The sequence below is a fragment of the Streptomyces capitiformicae genome, assembly GCF_002214185.1.
Lineage (GTDB): Bacteria > Actinomycetota > Actinomycetes > Streptomycetales > Streptomycetaceae > Streptomyces > Streptomyces capitiformicae.
This window is the reverse complement of the sequence record NZ_CP022161.1, coordinates 5,196,000-5,221,781: the sequence shown is the minus strand read 5'-3', so window position 1 is coordinate 5,221,781 and position 25,782 is coordinate 5,196,000. Positions and strand designations below refer to the sequence as shown.

Annotated in this window: 22 protein-coding genes; 15 read left to right on the top strand and 7 right to left on the bottom strand. The window is 70.7% G+C overall.

The features are described from left to right. The first annotated feature begins 2 nt into the window (after nucleotides 1–2). The 12 genes from CES90_RS23255 to CES90_RS23200 are packed head-to-tail and all read left to right on the top strand — an operon-like array spanning nucleotide 3 to nucleotide 13,107. Nucleotides 3–278, top strand: coding sequence for an acyl carrier protein (locus CES90_RS23255; RefSeq protein WP_189783644.1), 276 nt, complete (start codon nucleotides 3–5; stop codon nucleotides 276–278). Then, nucleotides 275–568: an acyl carrier protein gene (locus CES90_RS23250; RefSeq protein ID WP_189783643.1), complete on the top strand. Its 294-nt coding sequence runs from the start codon at nucleotides 275–277 to the stop codon at nucleotides 566–568. The genes CES90_RS23255 and CES90_RS23250 overlap by 4 nt, the downstream gene beginning before the upstream one ends. Beyond that, nucleotides 558–1,760, top strand: coding sequence for a beta-ketoacyl-[acyl-carrier-protein] synthase family protein (locus CES90_RS23245; protein WP_189783642.1), 1,203 nt, complete (start codon nucleotides 558–560; stop codon nucleotides 1,758–1,760). The genes CES90_RS23250 and CES90_RS23245 overlap by 11 nt, the downstream gene beginning before the upstream one ends. After that, nucleotides 1,757–2,563, top strand: coding sequence for a hypothetical protein (locus CES90_RS23240; protein ID WP_229913900.1), 807 nt, complete (start codon nucleotides 1,757–1,759; stop codon nucleotides 2,561–2,563). The genes CES90_RS23245 and CES90_RS23240 overlap by 4 nt, the downstream gene beginning before the upstream one ends. Continuing rightward, the gene (locus CES90_RS23235) at nucleotides 2,550–4,238 is read left to right on the top strand and encodes a class I adenylate-forming enzyme family protein (RefSeq protein WP_189783641.1); all 1,689 of its coding nucleotides are present in this window, start codon (nucleotides 2,550–2,552) and stop codon (nucleotides 4,236–4,238) included. Before CES90_RS23240 ends, CES90_RS23235 begins: the two co-directional genes overlap by 14 nt. After that, a complete protein-coding gene (locus CES90_RS23230) occupies nucleotides 4,235–4,789 on the top strand; it encodes a hypothetical protein (RefSeq protein WP_189783640.1) in 555 nt (184 codons plus the stop codon). Before CES90_RS23235 ends, CES90_RS23230 begins: the two co-directional genes overlap by 4 nt. Nucleotides 4,790–4,792: 3 nt before the next feature. After that, on the top strand, nucleotides 4,793–5,713 hold the full coding sequence (locus CES90_RS23225) for an NAD-dependent epimerase/dehydratase family protein (protein WP_189783639.1): 921 nt from the start codon (nucleotides 4,793–4,795) through the stop codon (nucleotides 5,711–5,713). Further along, nucleotides 5,710–7,599 carry an FAD/NAD(P)-binding protein gene (locus CES90_RS23220; RefSeq protein WP_189783638.1) on the top strand — a complete coding sequence of 630 codons (1,890 nt, stop codon included), beginning with the start codon at nucleotides 5,710–5,712 and terminating at the stop codon, nucleotides 7,597–7,599. Before CES90_RS23225 ends, CES90_RS23220 begins: the two co-directional genes overlap by 4 nt. Beyond that, a complete protein-coding gene (locus CES90_RS23215; protein WP_189783637.1) occupies nucleotides 7,596–9,035 on the top strand; it encodes a class-II fumarase/aspartase family protein in 1,440 nt (479 codons plus the stop codon). Before CES90_RS23220 ends, CES90_RS23215 begins: the two co-directional genes overlap by 4 nt. A gap of 5 nt (nucleotides 9,036–9,040) precedes the next feature. Then, entirely contained in the window at nucleotides 9,041–10,813 is a 1,773-nt protein-coding gene (locus CES90_RS23210; protein ID WP_229913899.1) for an MFS transporter, read from the top strand. After that, entirely contained in the window at nucleotides 10,695–11,411 is a 717-nt protein-coding gene (fabG, locus tag CES90_RS23205) for a 3-oxoacyl-ACP reductase FabG (RefSeq protein WP_189783636.1), read from the top strand. The genes CES90_RS23210 and fabG overlap by 119 nt, the downstream gene beginning before the upstream one ends. Before the next feature lie 55 nt (nucleotides 11,412–11,466). After that, nucleotides 11,467–13,107, top strand: coding sequence for an AMP-binding protein (locus tag CES90_RS23200; RefSeq protein ID WP_189783635.1), 1,641 nt, complete (start codon nucleotides 11,467–11,469; stop codon nucleotides 13,105–13,107). A gap of 855 nt (nucleotides 13,108–13,962) precedes the next feature. Here the strand turns inward: CES90_RS23200 and CES90_RS23195 are convergent. The 4 genes from CES90_RS23195 to CES90_RS23180 form a co-directional block, all read right to left on the bottom strand. Then, on the bottom strand, nucleotides 13,963–14,316 hold the full coding sequence (locus CES90_RS23195) for a methyltransferase domain-containing protein (RefSeq protein ID WP_208921443.1): 354 nt from the start codon (nucleotides 14,314–14,316) through the stop codon (nucleotides 13,963–13,965). Nucleotides 14,317–14,360: 44 nt separating this feature from the next. Further along, complete coding sequence (locus tag CES90_RS23190; protein WP_189786475.1) at nucleotides 14,361–15,152, bottom strand: hypothetical protein; 792 nt, start codon at nucleotides 15,150–15,152, stop codon at nucleotides 14,361–14,363. 89 nt (nucleotides 15,153–15,241) lie between these two features. Further along, the gene (locus CES90_RS23185) at nucleotides 15,242–17,443 is read right to left on the bottom strand and encodes an OmpL47-type beta-barrel domain-containing protein (RefSeq protein ID WP_189786474.1); all 2,202 of its coding nucleotides are present in this window, start codon (nucleotides 17,441–17,443) and stop codon (nucleotides 15,242–15,244) included. Then, nucleotides 17,443–19,923, bottom strand: coding sequence for a ThuA domain-containing protein (locus CES90_RS23180; protein ID WP_189786473.1), 2,481 nt, complete (start codon nucleotides 19,921–19,923; stop codon nucleotides 17,443–17,445). The genes CES90_RS23185 and CES90_RS23180 overlap by 1 nt, the downstream gene beginning before the upstream one ends. 210 nt (nucleotides 19,924–20,133) lie before the next feature. On the opposite strand from CES90_RS23180, the gene CES90_RS23175 reads away from it, so the two are divergent. Further along, nucleotides 20,134–21,099 carry a multicopper oxidase domain-containing protein gene (locus CES90_RS23175; protein WP_189786472.1) on the top strand — a complete coding sequence of 322 codons (966 nt, stop codon included), beginning with the start codon at nucleotides 20,134–20,136 and terminating at the stop codon, nucleotides 21,097–21,099. Between the two features lie 8 nt (nucleotides 21,100–21,107). Then, nucleotides 21,108–21,374: a hypothetical protein gene (locus CES90_RS23170; protein WP_229914233.1), complete on the top strand. Its 267-nt coding sequence runs from the start codon at nucleotides 21,108–21,110 to the stop codon at nucleotides 21,372–21,374. A gap of 6 nt (nucleotides 21,375–21,380) precedes the next feature. Here the strand turns inward: CES90_RS23170 and CES90_RS23165 are convergent, their stop codons facing one another. Continuing rightward, nucleotides 21,381–22,271, bottom strand: a complete 891-nt coding sequence (locus tag CES90_RS23165; protein ID WP_189786470.1) for a hypothetical protein — start codon at nucleotides 22,269–22,271, stop codon at nucleotides 21,381–21,383. A 138-nt stretch (nucleotides 22,272–22,409) separates the two neighbouring features. Here CES90_RS23165 and CES90_RS23160 point away from each other — a divergent pair, with 138 nt between their 5' ends. Then, on the top strand, nucleotides 22,410–23,462 hold the full coding sequence (locus CES90_RS23160) for a LacI family DNA-binding transcriptional regulator (protein ID WP_189786469.1): 1,053 nt from the start codon (nucleotides 22,410–22,412) through the stop codon (nucleotides 23,460–23,462). 120 nt (nucleotides 23,463–23,582) lie between these two features. On the opposite strand, the gene CES90_RS23155 is transcribed toward CES90_RS23160, so the two are convergent. Together CES90_RS23155 and CES90_RS23150 are read right to left on the bottom strand one after the other, a co-directional pair. Beyond that, a complete protein-coding gene (locus CES90_RS23155) occupies nucleotides 23,583–24,800 on the bottom strand; it encodes a glycoside hydrolase family 64 protein (protein ID WP_189786468.1) in 1,218 nt (405 codons plus the stop codon). Between the two features lie 135 nt (nucleotides 24,801–24,935). Beyond that, entirely contained in the window at nucleotides 24,936–25,724 is a 789-nt protein-coding gene (locus tag CES90_RS23150; protein WP_189786467.1) for a VOC family protein, read from the bottom strand. Between the last annotated feature and the right edge of the window lie 58 nt (nucleotides 25,725–25,782).

Below are 25,782 nucleotides of genomic sequence, written 5' to 3'. Positions count from 1 at the left end.
TCATGAGTACGTCAACCCTGGAAGACGAGATCCGTGAGTTCGTTCTCAACGCGGTCATCGACGAGATGAACATCCTGACCAGCCGCGACGGCATCACGGACGACAGCCCGGTGACCGTCGGCGGGCTGGAAGTGGACTCGTTGTCGCTGATCGAGCTCACGCTGCGGCTGGAGTCGCGGTTCGGGGTGGAGATACCGGACACCGATATCGAGCCGCTGGCCTCCCTGACCCTCGGCGGGCTGGTCGCCGAGGTCGTTCGACGTGGTGCCAAGGCATGAGCGCGGAAGCCTCCGCGCCGACCGTCATCACGACCGACACCGTCCGGGAGCTGCTGTCGGACCGCAAGATCTTCCCCGGTGTGCCCGACGACCTCGGCGAGGACGCCGAACTGGTCCTGGACTCCCTCGGGTTGGTGTGGCTGCTGCATGTGGTGGAGGAGCGGTACGGCCTGGTCGTGGAGCCCGGCGACGACGACATCGCGCAGCTCACCTCGCTCCGTCGGCTCACCGAGTTCCTGAGCGCCGCCCGGCCGGAGGCCGCGGAGGGGGGTGGGCCCGTTGACCGGTGAGGTGACGGTGACCGGGTTCGGCGTGCGCACCGCGTTCGGCACGGGTGCCGAAGCCCTGCGGCGGGGAGTCTTCGCGGGTGTCCCCTCGTTCGCCCCCACCACAAGGTTCGACACCGGCCCGTACCGTACGCCGATGGCCGGTGTGGCCCCGGACGGCCCCGACGCCGTCGAGGACTGGGCCCTGCGCCACGCGCTCGCCGAGTGCGGGGCGGACGCTCTCGACATGGCGGATCTGCCCCGGGGCTCGGAGGCGGCGGTGCTGCTGGGCATCGCCGGTGACTGCACGAGCATCACGCGGTACTGGCGGAACGCAGCCGAATCCGGGACGGCCGAATCCGGGACAGGCGTGCCGGACGGGGCGGTGGACCGGCTCGCGGACGCCGTGCCCGCGCGGCTCGCCGAGTTGCTGGCCGGAGGGCTGGGGCTGACCGGGCCCCGGCTGACCTTCACCAACGCCTGTGTCGCCTCCGCCGCCGCGATCATCCACGCCTGTCGGCTGATCTCCTCCGGCCGCGTCGACATGGCGGTCTGCGCCGGAGGCTATCTGGTGGAGGAGGAGACATTCGGCAAGTTCGACTCCGGGCGGGCGCTGTCCAAGGACGGCATGGTGCGGCCGTTCAGTGCCGACCGCAGCGGGCTGCTGCTCGGCGACGGGGTCGCGGCCGTCGTACTGGAGTCCGCCGAGCACGCCCGGCGACGCGGTGCCCGCCCGCTGACGAGCATCGTCGGCTGGGGCGCGGCCACGGACGCGCACCACATCGCCCAGCCGCATCCGGAGGGTGTCGGTCTGACCCGCGCGGCACGACAGGCGCTGCGGCTCGCCGGTGATCCGGACGGGGCGACCCTCGGCTATGTCAACGCCCACGGCACCGGCACCAAGTACAACGACGGTGCCGAGACCCGGGGGCTGCGGGCCGCCTTCCCCGAGCGGGCCGAGGCGATACCGGTCAGCTCCACCAAGAGCACCACCGGGCACCTGCTGGAGGCGGCGGGCGTCGTGGAGTTCGTGATCACGATGCTGGCCCTCATGGACGGCGTACTCCCGCCGACCGCCGGCTTCACCACGCCGGACCCGGAGTGCGACCTGGACTACGTGCCGAACGAGCCCCGCCGGGCCGACCTCCGCCGGGCCCTCACCATCAACGCCGCCTTCGGGGGCGCCAACACCGCACTCGTCCTGGAGCGGCCGTGACCACGACCGGAAAGACCCTGCCGGCCGAGAAAGCGGCTCTTCGCTCCCCCCTCGGCATCCTCACCGCCACCACCGCCACCCACGGCACCGGCGACGACGGCGACATCGCGCTGCCGAGGCTTCCCGGCTTCGTGGAGTCGGCGTTCAGCCCGCTGGCGTACGAGGTGGCCGCACGGTGTCTGACCGAGTGCCCGGGGGACGGCTCCCGTACGGCCGTGGCGCTGGCGAGCCTGATGGGCGACACCACCACCGCGGATCTGGCGAGCCGGCGGGTGGTCTCCGGCCGGGTGCACAACCCGCTGCTGTTCATGCAGGCCACCGCCAACTCCGTGCTGGGGCACATGAGCCGGGAGTTCGGGATCACGGGGCAGATGTTCAGCCTCTCCACCCTCGACGACCCGGTGACCGAGCTGCTGGCGATGGCGGACCTGCTCCTGGAGGACCCCGAGCTGGACCGGGTCCTGGTGGTCGGCATCGAACTGGGCGGCGGCGAGCGGCTGGCTGCCGCGTACCGGGACCTCGTCGAGGAGAGCGGCCGCCCGGTCCCGGACCTCCCGGAGGCCGCGGCCCTGGCGGCGGCGGTGCTGCTCGGCCGCCCCGGCGCCGACACCCCGGTGACGGTCAGGTCGGCCGAAGGGGCCGCGCGAATCGACGGGCATCCCGGAAGTGTGGAGGGCCTCTTCGACCTGGTCGCCACGCACGACCGGCTGCTGCGCGACGGCGGAAGTCACACGCTTGGCCCCTTCGTCCTCACCCACGCCCTCCGCGAAAGAAACGAGACCGACACCCATGCTCATCAGTAGGCAGGAGCGGGCGCGGATCTGCTCCGACACCGAACTCGGCGCCGGCAACGTCCTGGCCCGCCTCAAGGCGTACGGCCGCGCGCTCGACGAGCCCGTGCTGCGCACCGACGGCACCTGGCCGGCGCCGGACGGCAGCCACCCCGAGGTGCTGACGCTCGGGCAGTTGTACGAGGTGGTCGAGACGTACGCGGGCTGGTACGCGGCGCACGGCGTACGGCCCCGCGATCCCGTCGCCATCCACTCGTACTCCAGCGCCGAGTTCGCCGTGAACTTCCTGGCGCTGACCTCCCTCGGCGCGATCCCGTCGTTCGTCAACGGCAACCTCTCCCCCGAGATCGCCCGTGAGTACGTACGGCGGCAGGGCGCGGTGGGCGCCTTCACGGACGCGACGCACCACGACGTGCTGGAGGGCTCGGGGCTCGGGTTCTGTGTGACCGCCGCCGACATCCGGCCCGAGCACCGCGCGTCCCTCCCGGCGGCGTACCCGTACCGGCACGATCCCACCGACCCGGTCCTCATCTCCCACTCCTCCGGCACCACCGGCATGCCGAAGGGAGTGCCGCACACCCATCGGACGCTGATGTACGCGCAGTTGCACCGGTTGCGCTACTCCACCGGCACCGACATGGAGCGCACGCTGGTGGGGCTGCCGGGCGCGCACAACGCGATGGTGGCGACGCTGCTGTACTGCCTGCTGCTGCGCACCGACATCAAGCTGCTCTCCAGCCAGCGTGGCACCGATGTGCTGGACGGCATCGAGGAGTTCCGGCCGACGACCGTGCTGGCCTTCGCCGGGACCTTCGGCGAGATGGCGGCCGAGGACTTGAGCGCCCGTGATCTGTCCAGTGTGCAGGTGTGGTTCAACACCGGGGACGCGGCGCACGAGGCGCACATCCGGGCACTGGTCCAGCACGGGAGCCGTATCGAGGTCCGCCGGGACCTCAGCCGGACGCGTGTCGAGGGCTCGGTCTTCGTGGACGGGCTCGGTTCGTCCGAGGCGGGCTACTCCGTCTTCCACAACCGGCACACCAAGGACACTTCGGCGTACTCGCGCTGTGTCGGCAAGCCGATCAGCTTCGCCGAGGCCGCCGTGCTCGCGGAGGACGGCACCCCGCTGCCGCCCGGCGAGATCGGGCGCCTGGGCTTCAAGTCCCCGACCCTCACGCCGGGTTACTGGAACGACTCGCTGACCTGGAACCGGATGCGGCTCGGCGGCTACTGGCTCACCGGCGACCTCGCCCGTCAGGACGAGGACGGGAACTTCTACCACCTCGACCGGGCCCCGGACGCCATCCGCACCCGCGCCGGCATCGTCTTCAGCACCCGTACCGAGGAATTGCTCCTGGCCGAGTTGCCCGGACTCGCCGACTGCACGGTCGTCGGGGTCGCCCCGGACGGCGTACGGGCCGACTGGGACGGGGACGGGGTGGCCGACGCGTACGTGCTGCTCCAGCTGGCCCAGGAGGAGGGCGCCGGTGACGACGAGGAGTGGACCGCGCGCGTCAACTCCGCGCTGACGGACGCCGGTTTCCCGCCCGTGGCGAGGGCCCTGCGGATGAAGCCCGACGACGTGGCCAAGGGCGCCACCGGCAAGGTTCTCAAACGAGTGATGCGCGACCGTTTCGCCGCCGACGCGGCCGATGTCGTCGTCGCCGCCAAGGAGCACCACGTATGAGCACGAACACCGACGCCGACACCGTCAACCACCGTGCCCGGGCGAGTGAGGCGTACCGCCTGTGGTGGCAGCACGACGCCAACTGGTACCAGGGCGTGGCCGCGCGGTTCGGGCAGGACGTCGCGAACGAGATCAACGCCGAGGCGCTGCGCAAGGTCGCCCTGCATGTGGGTCAGCGGGTGGGCCGCCGGGCCGGGCCGCTCCCCGACACCGGTGACGTCCGCAAGGACCTGGAGGGGCTGCGCCGCCGGTACGACGACTGCGGCGACCGGATGTTCCCGCCGGAGCTGCGCAACGCCTCCACCGAGGTCGAGGACGACGACCTGATCGTGCTCACGCTGAGGCGGAACTTCGCGATCACCATGGTCCGGATGGCCGGTTCCCTGGAGGGCTACCGGTGTCCGTGCACCGACATCCACGCGGGCTGGTCGGAGGGTCTCGGCGTGACGCTGACGGAGAACCGGGCCGAGAGCTGTCTGCGGGACGGCGACAAGGAATGCCGGCTACTGATGCGGGTCGCCCCGCCGGTGGCCGCGGGTGAGGAGGACTGAACGTTGCGTGTACTTGTCGCCGGGGCCACCGGAGTGGTCGGGCATCCGCTGGTGGGCGCGCTCAGGGCGCGGGGCCACGAAGTGAGCGCGCTGGTGCGTCAGGGGGCGCAGGGGCGGGCGCCCGAGGCGGACGAGGTGGTGGTCGCCGACGCCCTCGATCGTGAGGCCCTGCTGTCGGCGGTGTCGGCCGCCCGTCCCGAGGTGGTCGTCCACCAGATGTCGGCGCTGCGGCTGCTGGGCGACGACCCACCGGAGGCGTTCGCCCGTACGGCGCGGCTGCGCACCGAGGGCACCGCCCACCTGATCGAGGCGGCCCGGGCGGCCGGTGCGCGGCGGCTGGTCGCCCAGTCCATCGCGTTCGCCGCCGCCCCGGCCGGAGAGCCGGTCCTCGACGAGGACTCGCCGCTGTACGTGGACGCCCCCGACCCCGGCTGGGCCTCGACCGTACGGGCCGTCGCCGAACTGGAGCGGCTGGTCACGAGCAGCGACCTCGCGGGCGTGGTCCTGCGGTACGGCACGCTGTACGGCCCGCACACCGCGTACGCCCGTACCGGCTCGGCAGCGCAGTTCGTGGCGGCCGGGCAGCTCCCGCTGCCCGGGGGCGGGGCCGGCATCATGTCGTTCCTGCATGTGGAGGACGCCGTGGGGGCGGCCGTGGCCGCCGTCGAGTCGGACGCCACGGGGGTGTTCCACGTGACGGACGACGACCCGGCTCCGGCGGCGCAGTGGCTGCCGCATCTCGCCCGTGTGCTGGCCGGTCCGTCGCCCCGTACGATCCCGGCGGCGCTCGCGCCCCGGCTGCTGGGCTGGTTCATGGCCCATCAGCTCACGTCCGCCCACGGCGCGGCCAACGACCGGGCCCGCGCGGCACTGGGCTGGAAGCCGACGAGGCCGAGCTGGCGCGACGGGCTGGGCCAGGAATGACCGACCCCGGTGACGCTCTCACTCTCTGTGTGATCGGCGCCGGCCCGCGCGGCCTCTCGGTGCTGGAGCGGATCCTTGCCAACGCCGAGGAGGTCGCCGGGCGGCGGGTCGTGGTCCACCTCGTCGACCCGTACCCGCCCGGCGCCGGCGCGGTGTGGCGTACCGACCAGCCCGGCGAGCTGCTGATGAACACGGTCGCCTCCCAGGTGACCCTGTTCACCGACGACAGCGTGGACTGCGCGGGCCCGTCGGTGCCGGGGCCCAGCCTGTACGAGTGGGCGTGCGCGGTCCGCGACGAGGCCATCGACCCGGACCTTCCGGCCTGGGTCCTGGAGGAGGCGCGGCGGCTCGGCCCGGACACCTACCCGACCCGCGCTTTCCACGGCCACTACCTGGAGTGGGTCTTCCGGCACCTCTTGGACACCGTCCCGCCGCGGTTCACGGTCCACACGCACCGGACGACCGCGATCGCACTCGACGACGACCCCACGGACGGCCGGCAGACGGTGACGTTGGCTGAGGGTTCTCCGCTGACCGGGCTGGACGCGGTCGTGCTGGCCCTCGGTCACGGTGCCCTGACGCCGAGCCCGGCGGAGCGCGAGCTGCGCTCCTTCGCCGACCGGCACGGCCTCACGTACGTGGCACCCGCCAACCCGGCCGACGCCGACCTGAGCGGGATCGCGCCGGGCGCCCAGGTCGCCCTGCGCGGGCTGGGGCTGAACTTCTTCGACTGCCTGGCGCTGCTCACCGAGGGCCGCGGCGGCACGTTCAAGGAGGGCCAGTGCGGTCTCGTGTACCTCCCGAGCGGCAACGAGCCGGTGCTGTACGCCGGTTCGCGGCGAGGTGTGCCGTATCACGCCCGGGGTGAGAACGAGAAGGGCGCGCTCGGCCGCCACGAGCCACGGTTCCTGACCCCGAAGGTCATCGCCGGGCTGCGGCAACGACCGATCGGCTTCCGCCGCGACCTCTGGCCGCTGATCGACCGCGAGGTCCGGACGGTGTACTACGAGGCCTGGATCCGGGCCGCCCAAGGCCCTGTGGCCGCCGAGGAGTTCGTACGGTCGTGTCTCGCCGGCCGCGTCCCCGAGGCGGACCTGCTCGACCGGTACGCCGTACCACCGGCCGAGCGGTGGGACTGGCAGCGCATCGAACGGCCGTACGGCGAGCGGGACTTCGCCGACCGGGACGACTTCCGGCACTGGCTGCTGGAGTATCTGCGGCGGGATGTCGTCGAGGCGCGGCTGGGCAATGTGAACGGCCCGCTGAAGGCGGCCCTGGACGCCCTGCGGGACCTGCGCAACGAGATCCGGCTGGTCGTCGACCACGGCGGCGTCTCGGGGGACTCCTACCGTGCCGAACTCGACGGCTGGTACACCCCGTTGAACGCCTTCACCTCCATCGGACCGCCCGCCTTCCGCATCGAGCAGCTGATCGCGCTGATCGAGGCGGAGGTGTTGCACGTCCTGGGCCCCGGGATGCGAGTACGGCCCTCGGCGCCGGAGGGGGGATTCCTCGTGGACGCGGAGCTGGTGAGCGCACCCCCGGTGCGGGTCGACGCGCTCGTCGAGGCCCGGCTGCCCGCCGTCGATCTGCGGCGCAGCACCAGTCCGCTGCTGCGGGGGCTGCTCGCCGCCGGAGGGTGCGGCCCGTACCGGCTGGACGGATACGAGCCGGGCGGGCTGGCGGTGACCGACGGTCCGCCCCGGTTGTTGGACGCGACGGGCCGGGAGCACCCTCGCCGGTTCGCCTTCGGGGTACCGGCGGAGGGCGTGCGCTGGGTGACGGCGGTCGGCATCAGGCCGGGTGTCGGCTCGGTGACGCTGGAGGACTCGGACGCGATCGCGCGGGCGGCGCTGCGTCAGATATCAGGCACAGGGAGTCGATGAGTGTGAACGCGATGTCCGTGGGCACCGACGCGGGCCTGCTCGCCCCCACCTGGGCGGGTACACCCGCGGCGGCCGCGGTGACCGACGAGGCCTGGCTGCAGGCCATGCTCGACGCCGAGGTGGCGCTCGCCCGCGCCCAGCACGCGGTCGGACTGACGCCGGCCGCCGCGGTGAAGGCGATCGCCTCGGCCGCCGATGTGGAACGGCTGGACCTGGTCGCCCTGTCCCACGCGGCCCGGGGCTCGGCCAACCCTGTCGTGCCGCTGGTGAGCGCCTTCATGGAGGTGGTGGCCGCCAAGGATCCGGCCGCGGCGGAGTATGTGCACCGGGGGTCGACCAGTCAGGACATTCTCGATTCGGCGGCCATGCTGGTGGCCCGCCGGGTGCTCGGCCTGATCGCCGCCGATCTGGACCGCACCGCCGCCGCCCTGGCCGCACTGGCCGACGCACATCGCCACACCGTCCTGGCCGGGCGCACCCTGGCCCAGCACGCGGTGCCCACCACCTTCGGCCTGAAGGCGGCGGGCTGGCTGCGGCTGGTCGCCGACGCCCTGGTCCGGGTCCGCTCGGTCGCGTCCGCTCTCCCGGCCCAGCTCGGAGGCGCGGCCGGGACGCTCGCCGCGTACCGCGAGTACGCGGCCCTCGACCGCGGGGAGGGCGGCGGCCGGGCCTGTGACAGCAGCGGGGTGGAGCTGCTGGGGCCGTTCGCCAAGGCGCTGGGGCTGACCGAGCCGGTGCTGCCCTGGCACACCGTACGTACGCCGGTCGCCGAGCTGGGGGCGGTGCTCCAGCTGGTCACCGGAGCGCTCGGGAAGTTCGCGCTCGATGTGCAGACGCTGTCCCGGACCGAGATCGGTGAGGTGTCCGAGCCGGCGGCCGCCGGGCGCGGAGCCTCCTCCGCCATGCCGCAGAAGCGGAACCCCGCGCTCGCCACACTGATCGTGGCGGCCGCCCGCCAGGTCCCCGCCCATGCCCTCGTCCTGGCCCAGTGCCTGCTGGCCGAGGACGAGCGGCCCGCCGGAGCGTGGCACGCCGAGTGGCAGCCGCTGCGGGAGGCACTGCGGCTGGCGGGCGGGGCCGCGCACACCGCCGTCGAACTCGCCGAGGGGCTGATCGTCCACCCGGACCGGATGCGGGCCAACCTCAAACTGACTGGCGGCGCCCTCGTCACCGAGCGGCTGGCGGTGGCCCTCGCCCCGGTGCTCGGCAAGGCGCGGGCGAAGAAGCTGCTGACCGCGGCCTCGGTCGAGGCGGCCGACACGGGGCGGACGATCGGCGAGGTGCTGTCCGGCCACCCCGAACTGTCGGCCTGTTTCACCCCCGCCGAGCTGTCGGAACTACTCGACCCGGCCCGCTACACGGGCGCGGCCGACGCGCTGGTCGACCGGGCGCTGCGCGGATACGGGGACCATGGAGACAACGCGGGCGTCCGGTGAGCGGTGTGAGCGACGTGCGCAGGACAGCGGGCAAGTCCGCCCCGTCCCGGCCCTGGGCCATCCTTCTGGTCGTGGTCTGCGCCCAGATGCTGATCTGGCTGGACACCTCGATCCTCAATGTCGCCGCCACGACCCTGGCGGACCCGGTCAGGGGCCTGGGCGCGACCCCCGGCGAACTGGAGTGGATCTCCAGCGCATACACCCTGATCCTCGCCAGTACACTCCTCGCCGGCGGCGCGCTGGCCGACCGTTTCGGCCCCCGGACCACCCTTCTCGCCGGTCTGGCGCTGTTCGGCGCCGCCTCCGGCGCCGGTGCGTTCGCCGGCAGCCCGGCCTGGCTCGTCGTGGCGCGCGCCTTCATGGGCGCGGGCAGCGCGCTGCTGATGCCCGCGACACTGACGATCATCCTGCAGAGCACCCCGGAGGAGAAACGCACCCGGGCGATCGCGATCTGGAGCTTGTCCAGCGGCCTCGGCGTGGCCGTCGGCCCGCTGGCGGGCGGGGCACTGCTCAGCAACTTCTGGTGGGGCTCGGTGTTCCTGGTCAATGTGCCGATCGTCGCCGTGTGTCTGGCCGGGGTGGCGGCCGTCGTACCGAAGCTGGGTGGTGCCCGGCGTCAGGTGCTCGACCTGCGGGGGATGGCCCTGGCGGTGCTCGGGCTGAGCGGTCTGGTCTACGGAATCATCGAGATCGGCAACCAGGAGACCTGGTACGGGCCGCACGTCCTGCTCCCTGTAGCGGTGGGCGGGGCGCTGCTCGCCCTCTTCGTGGGCGTCCAACGCACATCCCCTGCCCCCAGCCTGGATCTGCGGCTGTTCCGGCTGCCTGGATTCACGGCTGGGTGTGTGGTGCTGCTGCTCGCGTTCATGACGCTGAGCGGGCATCTGTTCGCTCTGGCCTTCTATCTCCAGGGGCCCCGCGGTTTCTCTCCCCTGCAGGCCGGAACCGTGATGATCGCCCCCGCGGTCGGCATCGTCCTCGGCAGTCAGGCCTCGCCCATGGCGAGCAGGCTGCTGTCGGCCCGGTGGGCGGTCGCAGCCGGAATGCTGGCCATGGGCGTCACATACATCTGCTACCTGTGGTTCGACGAGCGGACGCCGACCGCGGTCATCGTCACGTTGATGGGGGCGCAGGGGGCCGGCATGGGGCTGATCGGTACGCCGCTCACGGCCGCGATGATGAGCAGAGTGCCGCAGTATCTCACGGGCGCCGGATCAGCGGTCAGCAGTGTCACGCCGCAGGTGGGCGGCACGCTCGGGGTGGCGATGGCCGGCACGATCCTCTCCGGGGTGTACCGGGAGCGGATGGCCGGTGCCGCCCTGCCCGACGAGTTGTCCCGGCTGCCGCCCAGGTCCGCGGAGGCGGCCCGGACCTCAGCCGAGGCGGCACGCTCACTGGCCCGTTCGCTGCGACTGCCGCAACTCGCGGAAAATGCCAACCGCGCCTTCCTCGACGCCATGTACGTAGCCCACTTCTGGCTCGCCGTACTCGCCTTCGCCGCGCTCGCCGTCTGTGTCGTGGGGCTGCGCGTACGGGTCCGCGGAAGGCACCGCAGGGTTCTGTGGCCGCAGGAGCCCGCGGGGGAGGAACCGGATCCGGCAGACGCCGACAGCACAGCACGACAGGGCACGGCAAGAAAGGAAAGGAAGGGATGGCACGATGACTCAGGCAACGCCCCGCTCGGTCCTGGTGACCGGGGGAAACAGAGGGATCGGGCTGGCCATAGCCCGCCGCTTCGTGGCGGCCGGGGACCTGGTCACGGTGACCTACCGCAGTGAGGCGCCACCCGGCGACGAGGGTTTTCTTTCCGTGCGGTGCGATGTGACGGACGGTCAGCAGGTGGACCAGGCCTTCAAGGAGGCCGAGTCGGCCCACGGTCCGGTCACCGTCCTGGTCGCCAACGCGGGCACCACCCAGGACCGGCTGCTGGTACGGATGAGCGAGGCGGACTTCACCTCCGTCATCGACACCAACCTCACCGGGGCCTTCCGCGTCGCCCAGCGCGCGGTGCGCGGAATGCTCCGGGAACGCCATGGCCGTATCGTGCTGATCTCCTCCACATCAGCACTGCACGGCGCCCCCGGGCAGACCAACTACGCGGCGGCGAAGGCAGGGCTGGTCGGCTTCGCACGGTCACTGACCCAGGAGCTCGGCCCCCGGGACATCACCTGCAATGTGGTGGCGCCCGGCCTGATCGAGACGGACATGACCCGTGCGCTCACCGAGGAGCAGCGCCAAGAGCTGCTGCGGCAGACCCCGGCCGGACGGCCGGCCCACCCCGACGAGGTCGCCGACGCGGTGGCGTTCCTGGCGGGTGCCGGTTATGTACGCGGCGCCGTGATCCCGGTCGACGGAGGCGCCGGACTGGGGCACTAAGGGCTGCCCCGACGGAATAAAACAGAATAAAACAACGCATTTCATCCTATTGGAAGTGAAAGTGAACCCGATCAGCACGTTGCGCCCATCCGCCACCACCGTGGAGCAGTACCGCAAGGAGGGCCTCTGGCGCGCCGACAGCATCCTGGACGACCTGGCGCGGTGGCGTGCCGAGACTCCTGACGCCCCCGCTGTTCTCGCGTCGGAGGCCGGCCGGGGCATCGTACGGCTGAGCTACGCGCAGTACGCCGAGTATGTGGACCGCTTCGCCGGCGCGTTGCACGCGCTGGGGGTGCGCAGCGGTCAGGTCGTCGCGATTCAGTTGCCGAACCGCTGGCAGGTCGGACCGCTGGTACTGGCCTGCGCCCGGCTCGGGGCCGTCGCCGCGCCGATCATGTGCACGATCCGCCCCCGTGAGCTGGAGCGGTGGCTCCGCCGACTGGATGCCGTCGTCTGCGTGACCGTCGATCGGTGGGACAACTTCGAGCACGCCGCGGCGCTGGCCGAGATGGCACCCCGGCTGCCCGCACTGCGCCACCGTGTGGTGATCGGCGAGCGGACCGCGGACGGGGAAGTCGACTTCCGCGAGTACTTCGAGCACACAGAGCACGGCACCCTGCCGGATCCGTCCGTCGTGGACCCGGACCGGGTCTCCTTGGCGCGGTTCACCTCCGGCACCTCCGGCGAGCCGAAGGCTGTGCTGCACACCCTCAACACCTCGTACGCCTGGTACGCCCCCGTCGCAGACGCCGACGGCATCGGCCCCGACAGCCGCGTCTACACACCGAACGCGGCGGTACACGTCGTCGGCCTCAACATGGGGCTCTTCATGCCGCTGCACCGCGGGGCCTGCGCGGTCATGACGGACCTCTGGGAGCCGGAGGCCCTCATCCCCTTCCTGGCAGAGGCCCAGGTCAGCTGGATAGTAGTCATTCCGTTCTTCCTCTCCGCCCTGATCGACGCGATGGAACGCACGTCGCTGCAACTGCCCACCGTGCGGCTCATCCGCGCAGGAGGCACCACGGTCCCGCAGCCGCTGTTCAGGCGGGTGACCGAGACCTTCGGAATCCCGCTGGATGAGGGGTGGGGCATGGCTGAGGGCGCCAATGTCTTCACCCGCTCCGGAGAACACCCGGACCTGGCTGGACGCACCGTCGGGCGCCCCGCCCCGGGCCACGAGATCGACCTGCGGGCCGACCACCCGATCAGCGACGACCGACCCGGGCGTCTCTTCGTCCGCAGCCCTTCGCTGTGCCTGGCCACCTTGGGCCGGGACGACGGTCGATTGACCGTGCTCGCCGAGCACAGCGACGGCTGGTACGACACCGGTGACCTCGCGGCACCGGACGGCCACGGCGGCATCCGGCTGCACGGCCGTGCCGAAGACCGGATCGGCGTCGACATGATCCCGGTCAGTGACGTCGAGTCGGCACTGCTGGACCACCCCGACGTACGGGATGTCGCCCTGGTCGGCTACCCGAACGGCCATGGCGGCGAGCTCGCCTGCGCGGTCGTCGTCCCGGGGGAGCGGACGCCCACCCTCGAGGGCCTGCGCGACTTTCTCGGCGGGCTCGGCATGACCGAGTGGTACCTGCCATCCCGCCTGGAACTCCTGCCCGAACTGCCGCGCAACGAGATCGGCAAGGTGCAGAAGAACCTGCTCCGGGAACGGCTTGAGCCCCGCTCAGCCGACTGAGTGGTTCGGGTCGCCCGGGAGAATCATCCCCGGGCGACCCGACTACCAGGCCCTGTTCCGACCCTACGTAGGTCCGTATCCGTCAGAGGAAGACGGGGCGGGTCTGTGGCCCTGGCCCTGGTCCGCGGTGAGGCAGGAGGGGAGACGTACTCGCTGCTGCCCGGCTCCAGCCGGTACTGCTCCTTGCCGATCAGGAAGGCACCGCGGTCCGGGCCGGGCTCGGGATCGGAGTTCACCTGTATGCCGGGCAGCAGGGATGCGAGGTGGGCTGCCATCCGGCGATTCGGTGCCGGGTGGTTCCCGGCCTCGGCCGGCTTCTCGCAGGCCGCGCTGACCCGGTCGCGGATGTCGGAGTCCGCGACCTGCTGGGCGAGGATCCGCAGCTCCGCGTAGACCTCCCGGACGGTCTCCCAACGGGGGGACGAGGCGGGGTCGGCGCATACCCCCTGTCCACGGCGTGTACCAGACCGTTCCTGTGGGCTGAGCGGGGGTGAGTCCGTTCAGCCGCGCGCCCCGAACGGTCTTGGGCGAGCTGGTCCCAGGCGTATTCGACCCCGAGGCGGCGACACGCATCGTGTGCGTGGTCCGGGTCCGGGAGGGCCCCCGCGGCCGGAGGCCGCTGATGGACACAGTCCTGTGCGACCTGGCCGGTTGGGTACGGCCAGGGGCGACGGGGGAGGCCCTGAACCATCCTCTGGTGGAGCAGGGCCCCGCACGCTGACGCCATACCCGGTGTCCCAGGTCGCATGATCACGCCAACCCGAACGGCCGATGCCACCGCAAGCCCAGGAGCCGACCATCACACGATCGAGCTGAACCGGCCTCGCATGCACTCCCGACCGAACAGCTCCAACCCTACGACGCCAGGCGGGCCGTGGTGACGAAGAAGGTCGCCGTCGCGGTGAAGGCGTTCCGGCGGGAGAGATCGCTCAGGTCGTCCTTCCACTGCGCCGCCGCCTCCTCGCTGACGGCGCCTTGGGCGAGAGCCGCTGCCAGGGCCGGGTCCAGTACCACGTCGAACGCGGACGCGTGGTCGTGCAGGGCCGCCATGATGGGAACGACCTCGATGCCGGTGAATCCCGCGTCGGCGAGGTGGTAAGCGCTGCGGATGCCCGCGTGGGGGTTCGGGGTGGCTGAGCAGAATGCGTCCTTGACCGCGTCGGTCGTCTCCGGGATCCGCGAACTCACCACCATCGAGAGCCGGTCCACTTCCCCCAACCTCACCCCGGGAAGCTGCCCACAATCAGCCGAGATCACTCAACGTAACGAAGCACTACTAGTACGCCCAGCCCGCCGACCAGCCGGTCCCCGGCGGTGCTTCGGTCGTCCGGCCCGAGCGCGACGAGCCGCTCGTGCAACACAGGGCCCAGCTCGGCCGCTGTGTAGCGCCCGAGGGCCGTGAGCCACCGTTCGAGATTCCGCGGTGGATCCGGGAGGCGACCCACCACGGATGCCAGCGTGTTCACGATCCGCTCGTCGCCCTGGAGCGCGAGCACGTCGATCACCTTGCCGACCGCTGTGTCGTCCCAGCCCGGACCGGTCTCGTGGCTTCTGGTGCCCGCCGAGAACTCCTCGACGAAGGTCACCACGTCATCGGCCACGACATGGGCGATCGGCGCCAGATGGCGCAGCTCGTCCAACGCGGCCTTGTTGAGCCGCAGTTCGGGCTCCCGCAGTTGCCGGGCGAGCGCGACCACCGGTTCGTCGTCCGGGGACCGCAACCCCGTCAGCACCTCCCCGCACATGTTGATCGCGGCCATGCGCTGCCCCCAGTCGGGGCTGCCGAGCTGGTCCATGAGCAGCGGGAACCGTATGTCGGTCCGGTCGCCCAGCCTCCGATGCAGTCTCCGCAGGATGCCCGGGGTCTCGTCGGTGTCCGCGTTCGTGTAGTGCGTGGCCTCCAGCTCGCGCAGATACGACACCATCGTGTCCGTCCGGGGGCGCCCGGCCTTCCCCAGGTCCGCCTTGGCCGGCACATCGGTCGCCGACCCGGTGTACGCATGCCCCAGCGACTGCCAGTCGACGTCGTCGATCCCCGCGAGCACAAGTGCCTCCCCGTTGCACAGTGGCGTACGGCAGCCACTGATCACAGCATGCCGTACGCCACTGACAACGGGCCGTGCCGAAGCGAGCCCTACAGCTCCTTGATCCGGATGTCCCGGTAGGAGACCACATCCGTCGTGCCGTGCACCTGGAGTCCGAGGTAACCGGAGGCGAACCGTCGTCCGTCCGTGCCCGGGTCGTCCGAGCGCGGCGGGGTGAAGTCCTGGCCGCCGATGTTGTCGAACTCGTTGATCAGCACGCCGTTGCGGTAGACCGAGTAGTGCTGGTCGACCACGCGGATCTCGTAGTCGTTCCAGGTGCCCTTCTGGGTGACGCCCGCACCGGCGAGTCCGACGCGGTCGAAGCCGTAGACCGAGCCCGTCTTGTACATGTCGCCGTCGGGCCGGTCGAGGACCTGCACCTCATGGCCGTACTTGATGGCGACCCACTCCGGCCGCGACTCCTCGGGGTGTTCGTGGACCCAGGGGAACCGCACGAACAGACCGGAGTTCGCGTTGGACGTGCCGGGCGCGTCGTCACGCCACTGGAGGCGCAGCGAGAAGTCGCCGTACTTCCGCTCGGGGAACCACAGCATGCCGAGCCCGGCCCTCGTCGTACCGGAGGTGATCGAACCGTCGGAGTTGAGGGCGAACGAACCGCCACCCACGTGCTGCCACTTGGCGAACGAGTCCTGCGTACCGTCCATGATCGTGCGGTAGCCCTCGGTCTGCCCGGGCTTGCCGATGCCGGACTTCCGCGCCGCCTCCGCGACGGCGTCGTACTCGCGCTGATCGACGACGCCCTCCTTCAGCAGGTCGTCCAGGACGGTGTCCACGTGCTTCAGGAACAGGGCGTGGGACGTCCACTCCTTCTCGTCCTCGAGCAACTCGTTGATACGACAACGGTTGTTGGTGACCCGGTTCGGCACACCCGTGTCGACCGTGCCGACGATGACCGTCAACCGCTCGTCGTACTCGGCGCAGTTGGGCGCGGGGACTCCGCCGCCCGCGACGACCGTGAAGCTCACCGAGCGGGCCGCGGCGGTGTTGCCGGCCTTGTCGCTCGCCCGGTACGTCACCGTGTGTGTGCCCGCGCGGTCGACCGACACCGGTTCGGTGTAGGCGAGATAGGGTCCGCCGTCCAACGAGTACTCGATCGCGGCGACACCCGAGCCGCTGTGGTCCGTCGCGGTGACGGTGACCTTCGCGCTCTTGAGGTACGCGCCGGAGGAGTTCCGGTCGCCCTCGACCGTCACACCGGTGACCGGCGGTGTCGTGTCGTCGGCGGGCGGGGCGACGACGGTGAAGCCGACGCTCTTCCCGGCCGAGACGTTCCCCGCCTTGTCCGTCGCCCGGTACCGCACCTTGTGCGTACCGACCTCGTGCACCATCACGGGCCCGGTGTACGGCTGCCAGGCACCCGCATCGCCGAGCGCGTACTCGATGGTGTTGACCCCGGAGCCGGTGTCCGACGCGGAGACGGTGACCGTCGCCATGGAGATGTACTGCCCTTGCGGGTTCTGCTCACCGGCGACGGTCGCCGACGTCTCCGGCGCCGTCGTGTCATCCGTCGGCGGCGCGACCACGGAGAACCCGACGCTCCTCTCGGCGGCCGTGTTGCCCGCCTTGTCGACCGCGCGATAGCGGACCTTGTGCGCGCCGACCTGGTTGATCACGACGGGTGTGGTGTACGGCGCCCAGGCGCCCGTGTCGCCGAGCGCGTACTCGATCCGCTCGACTCCGGAGCCGCCCGCGTCGGACGCGCTCACCGTCACGGTCGCCGAACCTACGTACGCGCCCTGGGAGTTCTGCGTCCCGGCCACAGAGGCGGACGTCTCGGGCGCGGTGGTGTCCTCGCCGGTGCCCTCGGTCACGACGAGGATGCCCTGCATCTGACCGTGGCCGGGGATCGTGCAGTAGTAGCGGTAACGGCCGGGGGAGAGCGTGACCTCGGTGGTGTACCGGCCGCCCTGGTCGTCGTTCGGATTGGCCAGGATGTTCAGTGGGACGTCGTTGTTGTACTCCGGATCGGAGACGTCGAACGTCAGGGTGTGCGGCATTCCCATGGTGTTGCCGGTCGCCGCGCTGTTCTCGAAGACGATGGTGGTCGGGCCCGCCACCGCCGTCTGCGGGGCGGTCGTGTACTTGGTGATGTCGTCACCGGCGGTCCAGGTGAGGACCTGGGCCGCGGCCGTCTCCGCTGGTTCCGCACGGCCCGACGCCGGCGTCGAGGTGAGCCCGACGATCACCAGCAGGGCCGCCAGCAGGGCTGCCCACAAGCGTCTTTCGCGCATCACTCCGCCTTCCGTACGAGCTGACCGGCAGCCGGAGTGGGACCCCCGCCTGTGTAAGTGACCCGCCACAGGGCCGACTTGGAGTCCGAGGTGAAGAAGCCGCGCCCGTAGTCGAGGACGTACAGCGTGCCGTCCGGCCCGAACTTCCAGTCCATGAGGTTCCTGATGCCGTTGTTGCCGACCGGCACGATCCTCTTCAGCGTTTCCGCGTGGGTCGGGAGCCCGCCGCTGCCCTGGTTCTTCGGGTCCATGAGCACCGCGTGGCGCGGCTGGTCGGCGTCGTAGAAGTCGCCCACGAACCACTTGCCGTCCCAATACGCGGGCCACTGACCGGAGTTGGTGACGGAGGCGTCGTACCGGTAGACCGGCCCGTTCATCGTGGCCTGCCCGCCGCCCTTCAGCCAGGGCAGCAGGTACGTGGCCTCCTCGTTCTTGTACGAGGGGATGCCGCTCGCGTCACGCGGGAAGTCGGGGGCGCCTCCTTGCGGTGAGTACCAGATGTTGTTGCCGGTCACGGGGGGCAGGTTGACGAGGCCGTCGTTGTTCGGGGACTCGTTCTTCGGGTGGGCGCAGTCGTACCAGCCCAGCGGCTTCGACGGGTCCGGCAGATTGCGGTCCCGGTAGGGCTGCTTGTTGCCCATGCAGTACGGCCAACCCCGGTTGCCCGCCTCGGTGATGGCGGCGAACGTGTCGTACTTCGCCGGGCCCCAGGTCGTCGACGGGGCGCTCGCGTCCGGGCCGACCCAGCCGGCGTAGAGGACGTCCGTCTTCTCGTCGACGAAGATGCGTGCGGGGTTCCTGACGCCCATCACATAGATCTCGCCCCGCGTCTTGCCGCCGCCCTCGTCGGTCTCCCTGCCGGTGAAGAGGTTGCCCACGGGAAGCGTGTACGTGCCGTCGGGTTCCGGGTGGATGCGCAGGATCTTGCCGTTGAGGTTGTTGGTGTTGCCGGCGGTGCGGCGCGCGTCCGCGAAGGAGACGCCCTTGTAGTCGGGCTCGGGGTTGTTGCCGGAGTAACCGCTGCTGAAGCCGCTGGAGTTGTTGTCGCCCGTCGCGATGTACAGGTTGCCCTTGGAGTCCCAGGTCATCCCGCCGCCCGCGTGACAGCAGCTGTGGATCTGCACCGGCCACTTGAGCAGTACCTTCTCGCTGCTCAGGTCCAGCTTGTTCGTGGCGAGGTCGAGCGTGAAGCGGGAGACGCGACGCTCTGCCATCCGGGTGTCGCGGTTGATCTGCGAGTGAGGCGTGTAGTGCAGGTACACCCAGCCGTTCTGCTGGAATGCGGGGTCCAACTCGATGCCCAGCAGGCCCTCTTCGACCTTGGTCAGCTCGTCCCCGCCGCCCTTGTTGCCGAAGACGGTGAGCGCGCCCGCCAAGGTGACCTTCTTGGTCTTCGGGTCGTAGACGTGGATCTCGCCCTTGCCCTTGCCGATGTCCGGGTTGTTCCAGTCGGTGACCACGGGCTGCGAGGAGTCCGCGCCGCCCCGGCCGATGTACAGGACACGCCCGTCCGGCGCGGTGACCAGGCCGTGCGGTTCGCCGATCTGGTCGTTCTGCCCCGGCTGGTTGGGCTGGGTCAGCCGCTCCGCCTTGTAGTTGGCGTCGATCGTCGCCTTGCAGTCCGCCTGCGCCAGCCGGGACGTCCACAGCAGGGCCCCGCGCAGATGCGTACGGAAGTCCGTCTCGTCGTACGCCGACACCGTCCCGCCCATGCCCGTGTAGAAGGAACGGCCGCCGTCGTAGTCACGGCACCAACTCACCGGATGATCCCAGCCGCCCGCGCCCGTGCCCGGCTGGTACGTCGACTCGCGCACCCGTGCCACGGTGTGCACGGTGCCGGACGGGTTCTTCACCCAGTTGAACCACTTGTCGGGCCGCTTCCACTGCACGGGCAGGTCCTTGGTGGCCGGATGCCGCCGGTCGCCCACCTCAACCGTCGCACGTTGCACGGCGGTCGGGCTCGACGTGGCCGGACGGGCGCCGATCAGGCCCGTGAACCAGTCCGAGTACGGCTCGGCGCGGGCCGAGTCATGGATGCCGACGAAGCCGCCGCCCGCCTCCATGTAGGCCTCGAGACCCGCCTCCTGCTCCGGGTCGAGGACATCGCCGCCACCGGTGAGGAAGACCACGGCGTTGAAGCCGCTCAGCCGGGTGTCATCGGTGAAGACGGAGGCGTCGTCGGTGGCGACGACCTCGAACCGCTCGGCGGCCGGCCCCGAGAGGCCGATCTTCTCGATCGCCTCGATACCGGCGTTCACCACCGGGGACTCCTCCCCGGCGGCCGCGGAACCGTGGAAGATCAGCACCTGAGGGCCGGTGCCGCCCGGCGGTGACGTGATCGACATCGTTGTCAGCGTGGGGTCGGGGGCCGGGCCCGCGTGGGCGGCTGGGCCCGACAGCAGTCCGGTGGCGACGGCCGAGGCGGTCAGAGCGGCTGCCCAGGCCCGTCTTCTCGCGTCGCTCAACCCTCGTAAGTACATGGGCACCTCCTCGGTCACAGCAACAGCGCCAAGGAAGCTAGACCCCTTTGCCCGGTTCGCCAATACCTATGACCTCAATGACATGAACTTTGTCCTGAGTGTGGATAAACGGGCCCGTTGTCGCTACCGTCTCTCAGGTTCATCACAGAGCGCCTCCGTGAATTCCGTATCAGGGGTGGGGAGTTCCGCGTGGACGGAATGGGCAACGGAATGGACAGACGAGGGTTCAACCGACGGGTGCTGCTCGGTGGCGCGGCCGCCGCGACATCGTTGTCCGTCGCCATCGAGGCCGTGAGCGCCCCCGAGGCGGCCGGCGCCATCCCGGCGAGGACGGCCCCGGCCGGCGGCGCGGTGAAGCACATCAAGCTGTACGCCGAGAAGTTGCCCGACGGGCAGATGGGCTACGGCTTCGAGAAGGGCAAGGCATCCATCCCCGGCCCGCTGATCGAACTCGACGAGGGCGACACGCTGCACATCGAGTTCGAGAACACCATGGACGTGGCGGCGAGCCTGCACGTCCACGGCCTCGACTACGAAACCTCCAGCGACGGCACGAAGTTGAACAAGAGCGACGTCGAGCCCGGCGGCACCCGCACCTACACCTGGCGCACCCACGCCCCCGGCACCCGCAAGGACGGCACCTGGCGTGCGGGCAGCGCCGGTTACTGGCACTACCACGACCATGTCGTCGGCACGGAACACGGCACGGGCGGTATCCGCAAGGGCCTCTACGGCCCGGTGATCGTCCGCCGCAAGGGCGACGTCCTCCCCGACAAGACCGTCACCGTCGTCTTCAACGACATGCTCATCAACAACAAACCGGCCCACTCCGGCCCCAACTTCGACGCCGTGGTGGGCGATCGCGTCGAGTTCGTCGTCATCACCCACGGCGAGTACTACCACACCTTCCATCTGCACGGTCACCGCTGGGCCGACAACCGCACCGGCCAGCTCACCGGTCCCGACGACCCCAGCCAGGTCATCGACAACAAGATCTGCGGCCCCGCCGACTCCTTCGGCTTCCAGATCATCGCCGGCGAGGGCGTCGGCGCGGGCGCCTGGATGTACCACTGCCACGTCCAGAGCCACTCCGACATGGGCATGGTCGGCCTGTTCCTGGTCCGCAAGCCGGACGGAACGATCCCGGGGTACGAGCCGCACGAACACGGATTATGATCTTGGTCATGACCGTGCAGAACCTCGACAAAGCACTTTCCCGTAAGCAGAGACTTCAGGAGAAGCAGCGCCGCCAGTTGGCGGTGGTCGACACCGTGGACAAGGCCGAGGCCAAGGTCCGCAAGGCGGAAGTCGAGCTGGCCCTGGCCGTCAACGAGGCGGTGCAGGTCTTCGGTGGCGAACAGTCCGCCTCCGAGGGGCTCGACATGCCGGTCGAAGCGATCCGGCGCTTCCTCGGCATGGCCCAGGACGAGGCGGCCGGCGCCGGTGCCTGAGCCCACTCACGTCCATCCGTCGTGCTCGCTGATGTCCCACACCGCCCAGTCGGTCCTGCGCTGCTCCCGGACGTAGAGGCGGGGACCGCGTGACACGACATGGCGCCGGTCATCGAGCGGGGAGCCATCCGGGCGGGCCAGACGGGTCGTGGACACGGTCTCGACCGACGTGTCGGTGAGCGAGGCCATGACCAGCCTGTCGCCGTCCTTCCGGTAACCGCCGAGGAACGCGCCCCGCTCCCCGTGCACCGCCACTCCGCGCGCACCCTGGACCGAGGTCGTACGCACGCGAGGTGGGTCGTCGCCGCATACCTCGAGCAGGGCGAACTGCGTGTACGGGTACACCCAGGCCGTGCGACCGTCCACGTTGAGCGCGTAGCAGTCCGAGATCCAGTCGGCGCCGGGTGGCGGGCTGTACGTCCACAGGGGTTCGCCCGTACTGCTCCAGCGGCGTACGCCCGCCGCGCTGAGGGGGTCGTCGCCGAAGATGCCCTCGTCGAAGTAGCCGACCCACAGGTCGCCGGACTCGTCGGTCAACAGGTGCTCGATGGCGTCACCGACTTGGAACGTCCAGGTGGGGCGCCCGAGCGCGTCGAACACCTGGACCTGGTCGTCGCCCTCGCGGCAGCGGCCGTCGGCGAGAACGAAGCCGCCGTCCGGTAGTGAGTCGATCCTGGGGAAGCGGGGCAGCACCGAGCTGAGCCGTGTCTCGTGGAAGCCGTCGTCGGCGACCGTGACGACCATGGCGTCGTACGGCCCCGATGCCTGCTCAGCCGACTCGCGCTCGCGCAGGAGCCAATGGGCGCGGCCGAAGGCGTCGACCGTGCTGTGGAGGAGGGTCAGATCGCGGTACGCGCGCGGCAGGCGGGCGTACGGCGTGAGGCGCTCAGCCCGCATGGGCCTTTCTCGTCGTCATGCGGTGATCCTCACCCGGACTCCGCCCGCGGCGCAAGCCGTTTCCGGGTGTGGGGAGCGCTCTCAAGGTGTCGTTCCGCAGGGCTATCCTGATCGGCAACCGCTCTTGAGGAGTCCGAAGTGACCGAGACAGCGTCGCGTCCCACGTTGGAGGCCGTGGCCGCGCGGGCCGGGGTGTCGCGGGCGACCGTGTCGCGGGTCGTCAACGGGGGCGAGGGCGTGCGGGAGACGTTGGTGGAGCGGGTGCGGCGGGCCGTCGAGGAGCTCGGGTACGTGCCGAACCAGGCCGCCCGGAGCCTGGTCACCCGACGGCACGACGCGGTGGCCGTGGTGATCGCCGAGCCGGAGACCAGGGTCTTCGCGGACCCCTTTTTCGCCCTTCAACTCCGGGGCATCAGCAAGGAGTTGACCGTACACGATTCCCAGTTGGTGCTGCTGCTCACGGAGGGGCGCGAGGACTACGCGCGAGTCGGGCGGTATCTCGCCGGCGGTCATGTCGACGGGGCTCTCGTCTTCTCCCTGCACCTGGACGATCCGCTGCCGGGACTGATCCACGGCGCCGGCGTGCCGACCGTCTTCGGCGGACGTCCCGGCTGGAGCGACGGCATGCGCGTCAATGGCCCGACCGTGTACGTCGACAGCGACAACCGGGGTGGCGCCCGGGAGGCCGTACGCCATCTCGTCGGCCTCGGCCACACCCGTATCGCCCACATCACCGGCCCCCTCGACCAGACCTGCGCGGTGGACCGGCTCGACGGGTTCCGGGACGTCATGGTGGACGCGGACCCCCGGCTGATCGTGGGGAGCGACTTCACCCCGGTCGGCGGGGAGCGGGCGATGCGTGAACTCCTCGAACGCTGCCCGGAGTTGGACGCAGTGTTCGCCGCCAACGACCTCTCCGCGTCCGGCGCCCTGCGGGTACTGCGCGAGCGGGGGCGGCGGGTGCCCGAGGACGTCGCCGTGGTCGGCTTCGACGACATGCTGCCGGTGGCCGAGCAGACCGATCCGCCGCTCACGACGGTCCGTCAGGACATAGAGGAAATGGGCAGGTTGATGGCCCGGCTCCTGCTGCGGGGCCTCGAACAGCGAGGACGGGACGAGCAGGGGAGCGTGGGCGGCGCCCCGTCCAGCGTGGTCCTGCCGACCACGTTGGTCAGGCGCGCCTCCGCGTAACCGGGCGCTTCGGGCACGTGATCCGGGGCCTGTGCCGGGCGCGTGATCCGGGGCCTGTGCCGGGCGCGTGACCCGGGCCTGTGCCGGGCGCGTGACCCGGGCCCGTTCCATCAGAAGTCCCTACGCGCCCACCGTCACCGTGAAGCGCCGTGGGTTGCCGTCGTGCGCCGCGCCCGACACGTCCGGCTGCCCGTCGGGGCGTACGTCGTCGTACGGGAACGCGTAGCCGATGGGCGAGTTGGCGTGCACCACGCGCGCCCAGTGGTTGGTCACGGTCCCCTGGTAGTAGTCGGCCGCCGTCGCCCCGTTCGGTTGTGCGGGGTGGGTGAGCATGATCGAGCGGTTGAAACCGGCGGCGAGACGGGCGAGGAGACCCTTCTTGTCGTCGGGGTCGCCCGGGTTGTTGGCGAACGGGCCGTGGTTGCAGGTGAAGATGTCCTTCGAGGTCGGTTTGGTGAAGGAGTGCCCGCCGGTGAAGGTGAGGGTGTCGCCGCCGACCCGGCCGGTGAGCGCACCTCGGCCGCCCTGGAGGTCGATCGTCAGGTCCGTCCCGCGGTACCTCTCCCACACCTGGTCGATGTACGCGTCCCAGTACGTGCGGAACGGCATCCGGTCGGGCTGGTCGAAGTAGGGCGCCATCAGGTTCTGCGGCGAGATCACTCGCAGCACCTTGCCGTCGCCGCCCCGGATGACGAGCCGGTCCCACGGCTGTCCGTCCCGCGCCGCCTGCGCCACCAGATCCGCGGCGATCCGGTCGACCGCCCCGTCGGGCAGCGGGGCGACGGTGTGCGTGCCGTCGCCCTCCAGGGTCAGGCCGATCGGGAGGGCCGTCACCAGGTCGACGTAACTGATGTTGGCGAACAACTGGGTCGGGTTGAAGGTGAACTCGCAGAACGACCAGGTCCTGCCGTAGTTGGGGTCGGCGGGCGTGCCGAACGCGGGCTCCACCAGCGCGGGGCCCGGGTTGAGGAAGAAGTCGAGGGTGTCGTCGCGCACGAAGTAGACGCGGGCGCCGTACATCTGAGGCAGCGTCAGAACCGTTGGTGTCGAGCCGGCCGCGCCGAGCGGGATGGCGCAGTCCACCGGCAGCGGTGTCTGCGGTGCCGAGGGCGAGGTCGGCCGGTAGACAGTGCCGTCGGCCCGCAACAGCACCCAGGCGCCGGTCGACTGCTCATGCCCGGTGACGTAGGCCCGGACCGTGCCCGGCAACGAGAGGTTCCGCAGGGCGAGTTCACAGGTGGCGGGTGCGGCCTGGGCGGGGGAGCCGAGAGCGCTCCCGGCGATGGGGGTGCCGACGACGGTGGCGGTCCCGGCGAGGAACAGGCGACGCGAAAGCATGGTGAGCCTCCTGGGGTGTGGGGGAGTGGAGGCACAGGGGGTGGGGCCCCTGCTGTGGTGCACCCACTGTTCCCAGGGGGAGTTGACGAGTCAAGACTTATGACTGAGAGCGCTCTCAAGAAAGCAGGGCCTCCGTCACCCCTGGGGCGACTCGCTCCTGATCACCGCGAACCGTGCCCCGTACGGATCGGCGAGCTTGGCGAAACGGCCCACCCCCGCCATGTCCGTCGCGGGCACGCGAACACTCCCGCCGTGCTCCCGCGCCCGGTTGACCACCTCGTCCGTGTCCGTGACCTCGAAGTACGGCAGCCAGTACGGCCCCGACTCCGCCTCGACGGGGTCCTCGTCAAGCGGGACGATGCCGGCGAACATGTCCTTCTGCTCGGTCCGCGCCGGGTTCACGCACGTGTAGCTGCCCCCGTCGAAGGTGATCGCGGAGGTCTCCCAGCCGAACACGGCGTTGTAGAACCCGGCGGCCGCGGGCAGGTCCGGCGTGTACAGCTCCAGCCAGCACAGCGAACCGGGGACCGTGATGACGTCGAGGCCCCTGTTGCGCTGGGGTTGCCAGATACTGAACGGCACGCCCGCCCGGTCGCCGAGGACGGCCATGCGGCCCTGGTCCATCACGTCCATGGGCCGTATGAGCACCGAGCCGTGTGCCTGTTCCACCGCTTTGGCCGTGGCGTCGGCGTCCGACGTCTGGAAGTAGACGTTCCACGACGGCGGGCCCTGCTCTGGCGGGTTCTGCATACCGGCCGCGACGGTCCTGCCGTCCAGCTGGAAGAAGCCGTAGCCGCCCGACTCGGGTCCGGCCTGGAACCGCCAGCCGAAGAGATGGTGGTAGAAGGCGCCGGCGCCTTCGATGTCGGGGGTGCCGAGGTCGATCCAGTTCGGTGCGCCGGTGACGTAGCGGGTGGTGAGCACCTCGCCCTCCTCCGGGGAGTCCTGGGCAGTCCTGCGGGGTTCGGTACCGAGGGGTTCG

Excerpts from the sequence above, each read along its gene's own strand:
- CES90_RS23250 (WP_189783643.1), top strand. The coding sequence starts at position 275 with ATGAGCGCGGAAGCCTCCGCGCCGACCGTCATCACGACCGACACCGTC.
- CES90_RS23235 (WP_189783641.1), top strand. The coding sequence starts at position 2,550 with ATGCTCATCAGTAGGCAGGAGCGGGCGCGGATCTGCTCCGACACCGAA.
- CES90_RS23215 (WP_189783637.1), top strand. The coding sequence starts at position 7,596 with ATGAGTGTGAACGCGATGTCCGTGGGCACCGACGCGGGCCTGCTCGCC.
- CES90_RS23175 (WP_189786472.1), top strand. The coding sequence starts at position 20,134 with ATGGACAGACGAGGGTTCAACCGACGGGTGCTGCTCGGTGGCGCGGCC.
- CES90_RS23165 (WP_189786470.1), bottom strand. The coding sequence starts at position 22,271 with ATGCGGGCTGAGCGCCTCACGCCGTACGCCCGCCTGCCGCGCGCGTAC.
- CES90_RS23230 (WP_189783640.1), top strand. The coding sequence starts at position 4,235 with ATGAGCACGAACACCGACGCCGACACCGTCAACCACCGTGCCCGGGCG.
- fabG (WP_189783636.1), top strand. The coding sequence starts at position 10,695 with ATGACTCAGGCAACGCCCCGCTCGGTCCTGGTGACCGGGGGAAACAGA.
- CES90_RS23185 (WP_189786474.1), bottom strand. The coding sequence starts at position 17,443 with ATGCGCGAAAGACGCTTGTGGGCAGCCCTGCTGGCGGCCCTGCTGGTG.
- CES90_RS23170 (WP_229914233.1), top strand. The coding sequence starts at position 21,108 with ATGACCGTGCAGAACCTCGACAAAGCACTTTCCCGTAAGCAGAGACTT.
- CES90_RS23180 (WP_189786473.1), bottom strand. The coding sequence starts at position 19,923 with ATGTACTTACGAGGGTTGAGCGACGCGAGAAGACGGGCCTGGGCAGCC.
- CES90_RS23255 (WP_189783644.1), top strand. The coding sequence starts at position 3 with ATGAGTACGTCAACCCTGGAAGACGAGATCCGTGAGTTCGTTCTCAAC.
- CES90_RS23155 (WP_189786468.1), bottom strand. The coding sequence starts at position 24,800 with ATGCTTTCGCGTCGCCTGTTCCTCGCCGGGACCGCCACCGTCGTCGGC.
- CES90_RS23220 (WP_189783638.1), top strand. The coding sequence starts at position 5,710 with ATGACCGACCCCGGTGACGCTCTCACTCTCTGTGTGATCGGCGCCGGC.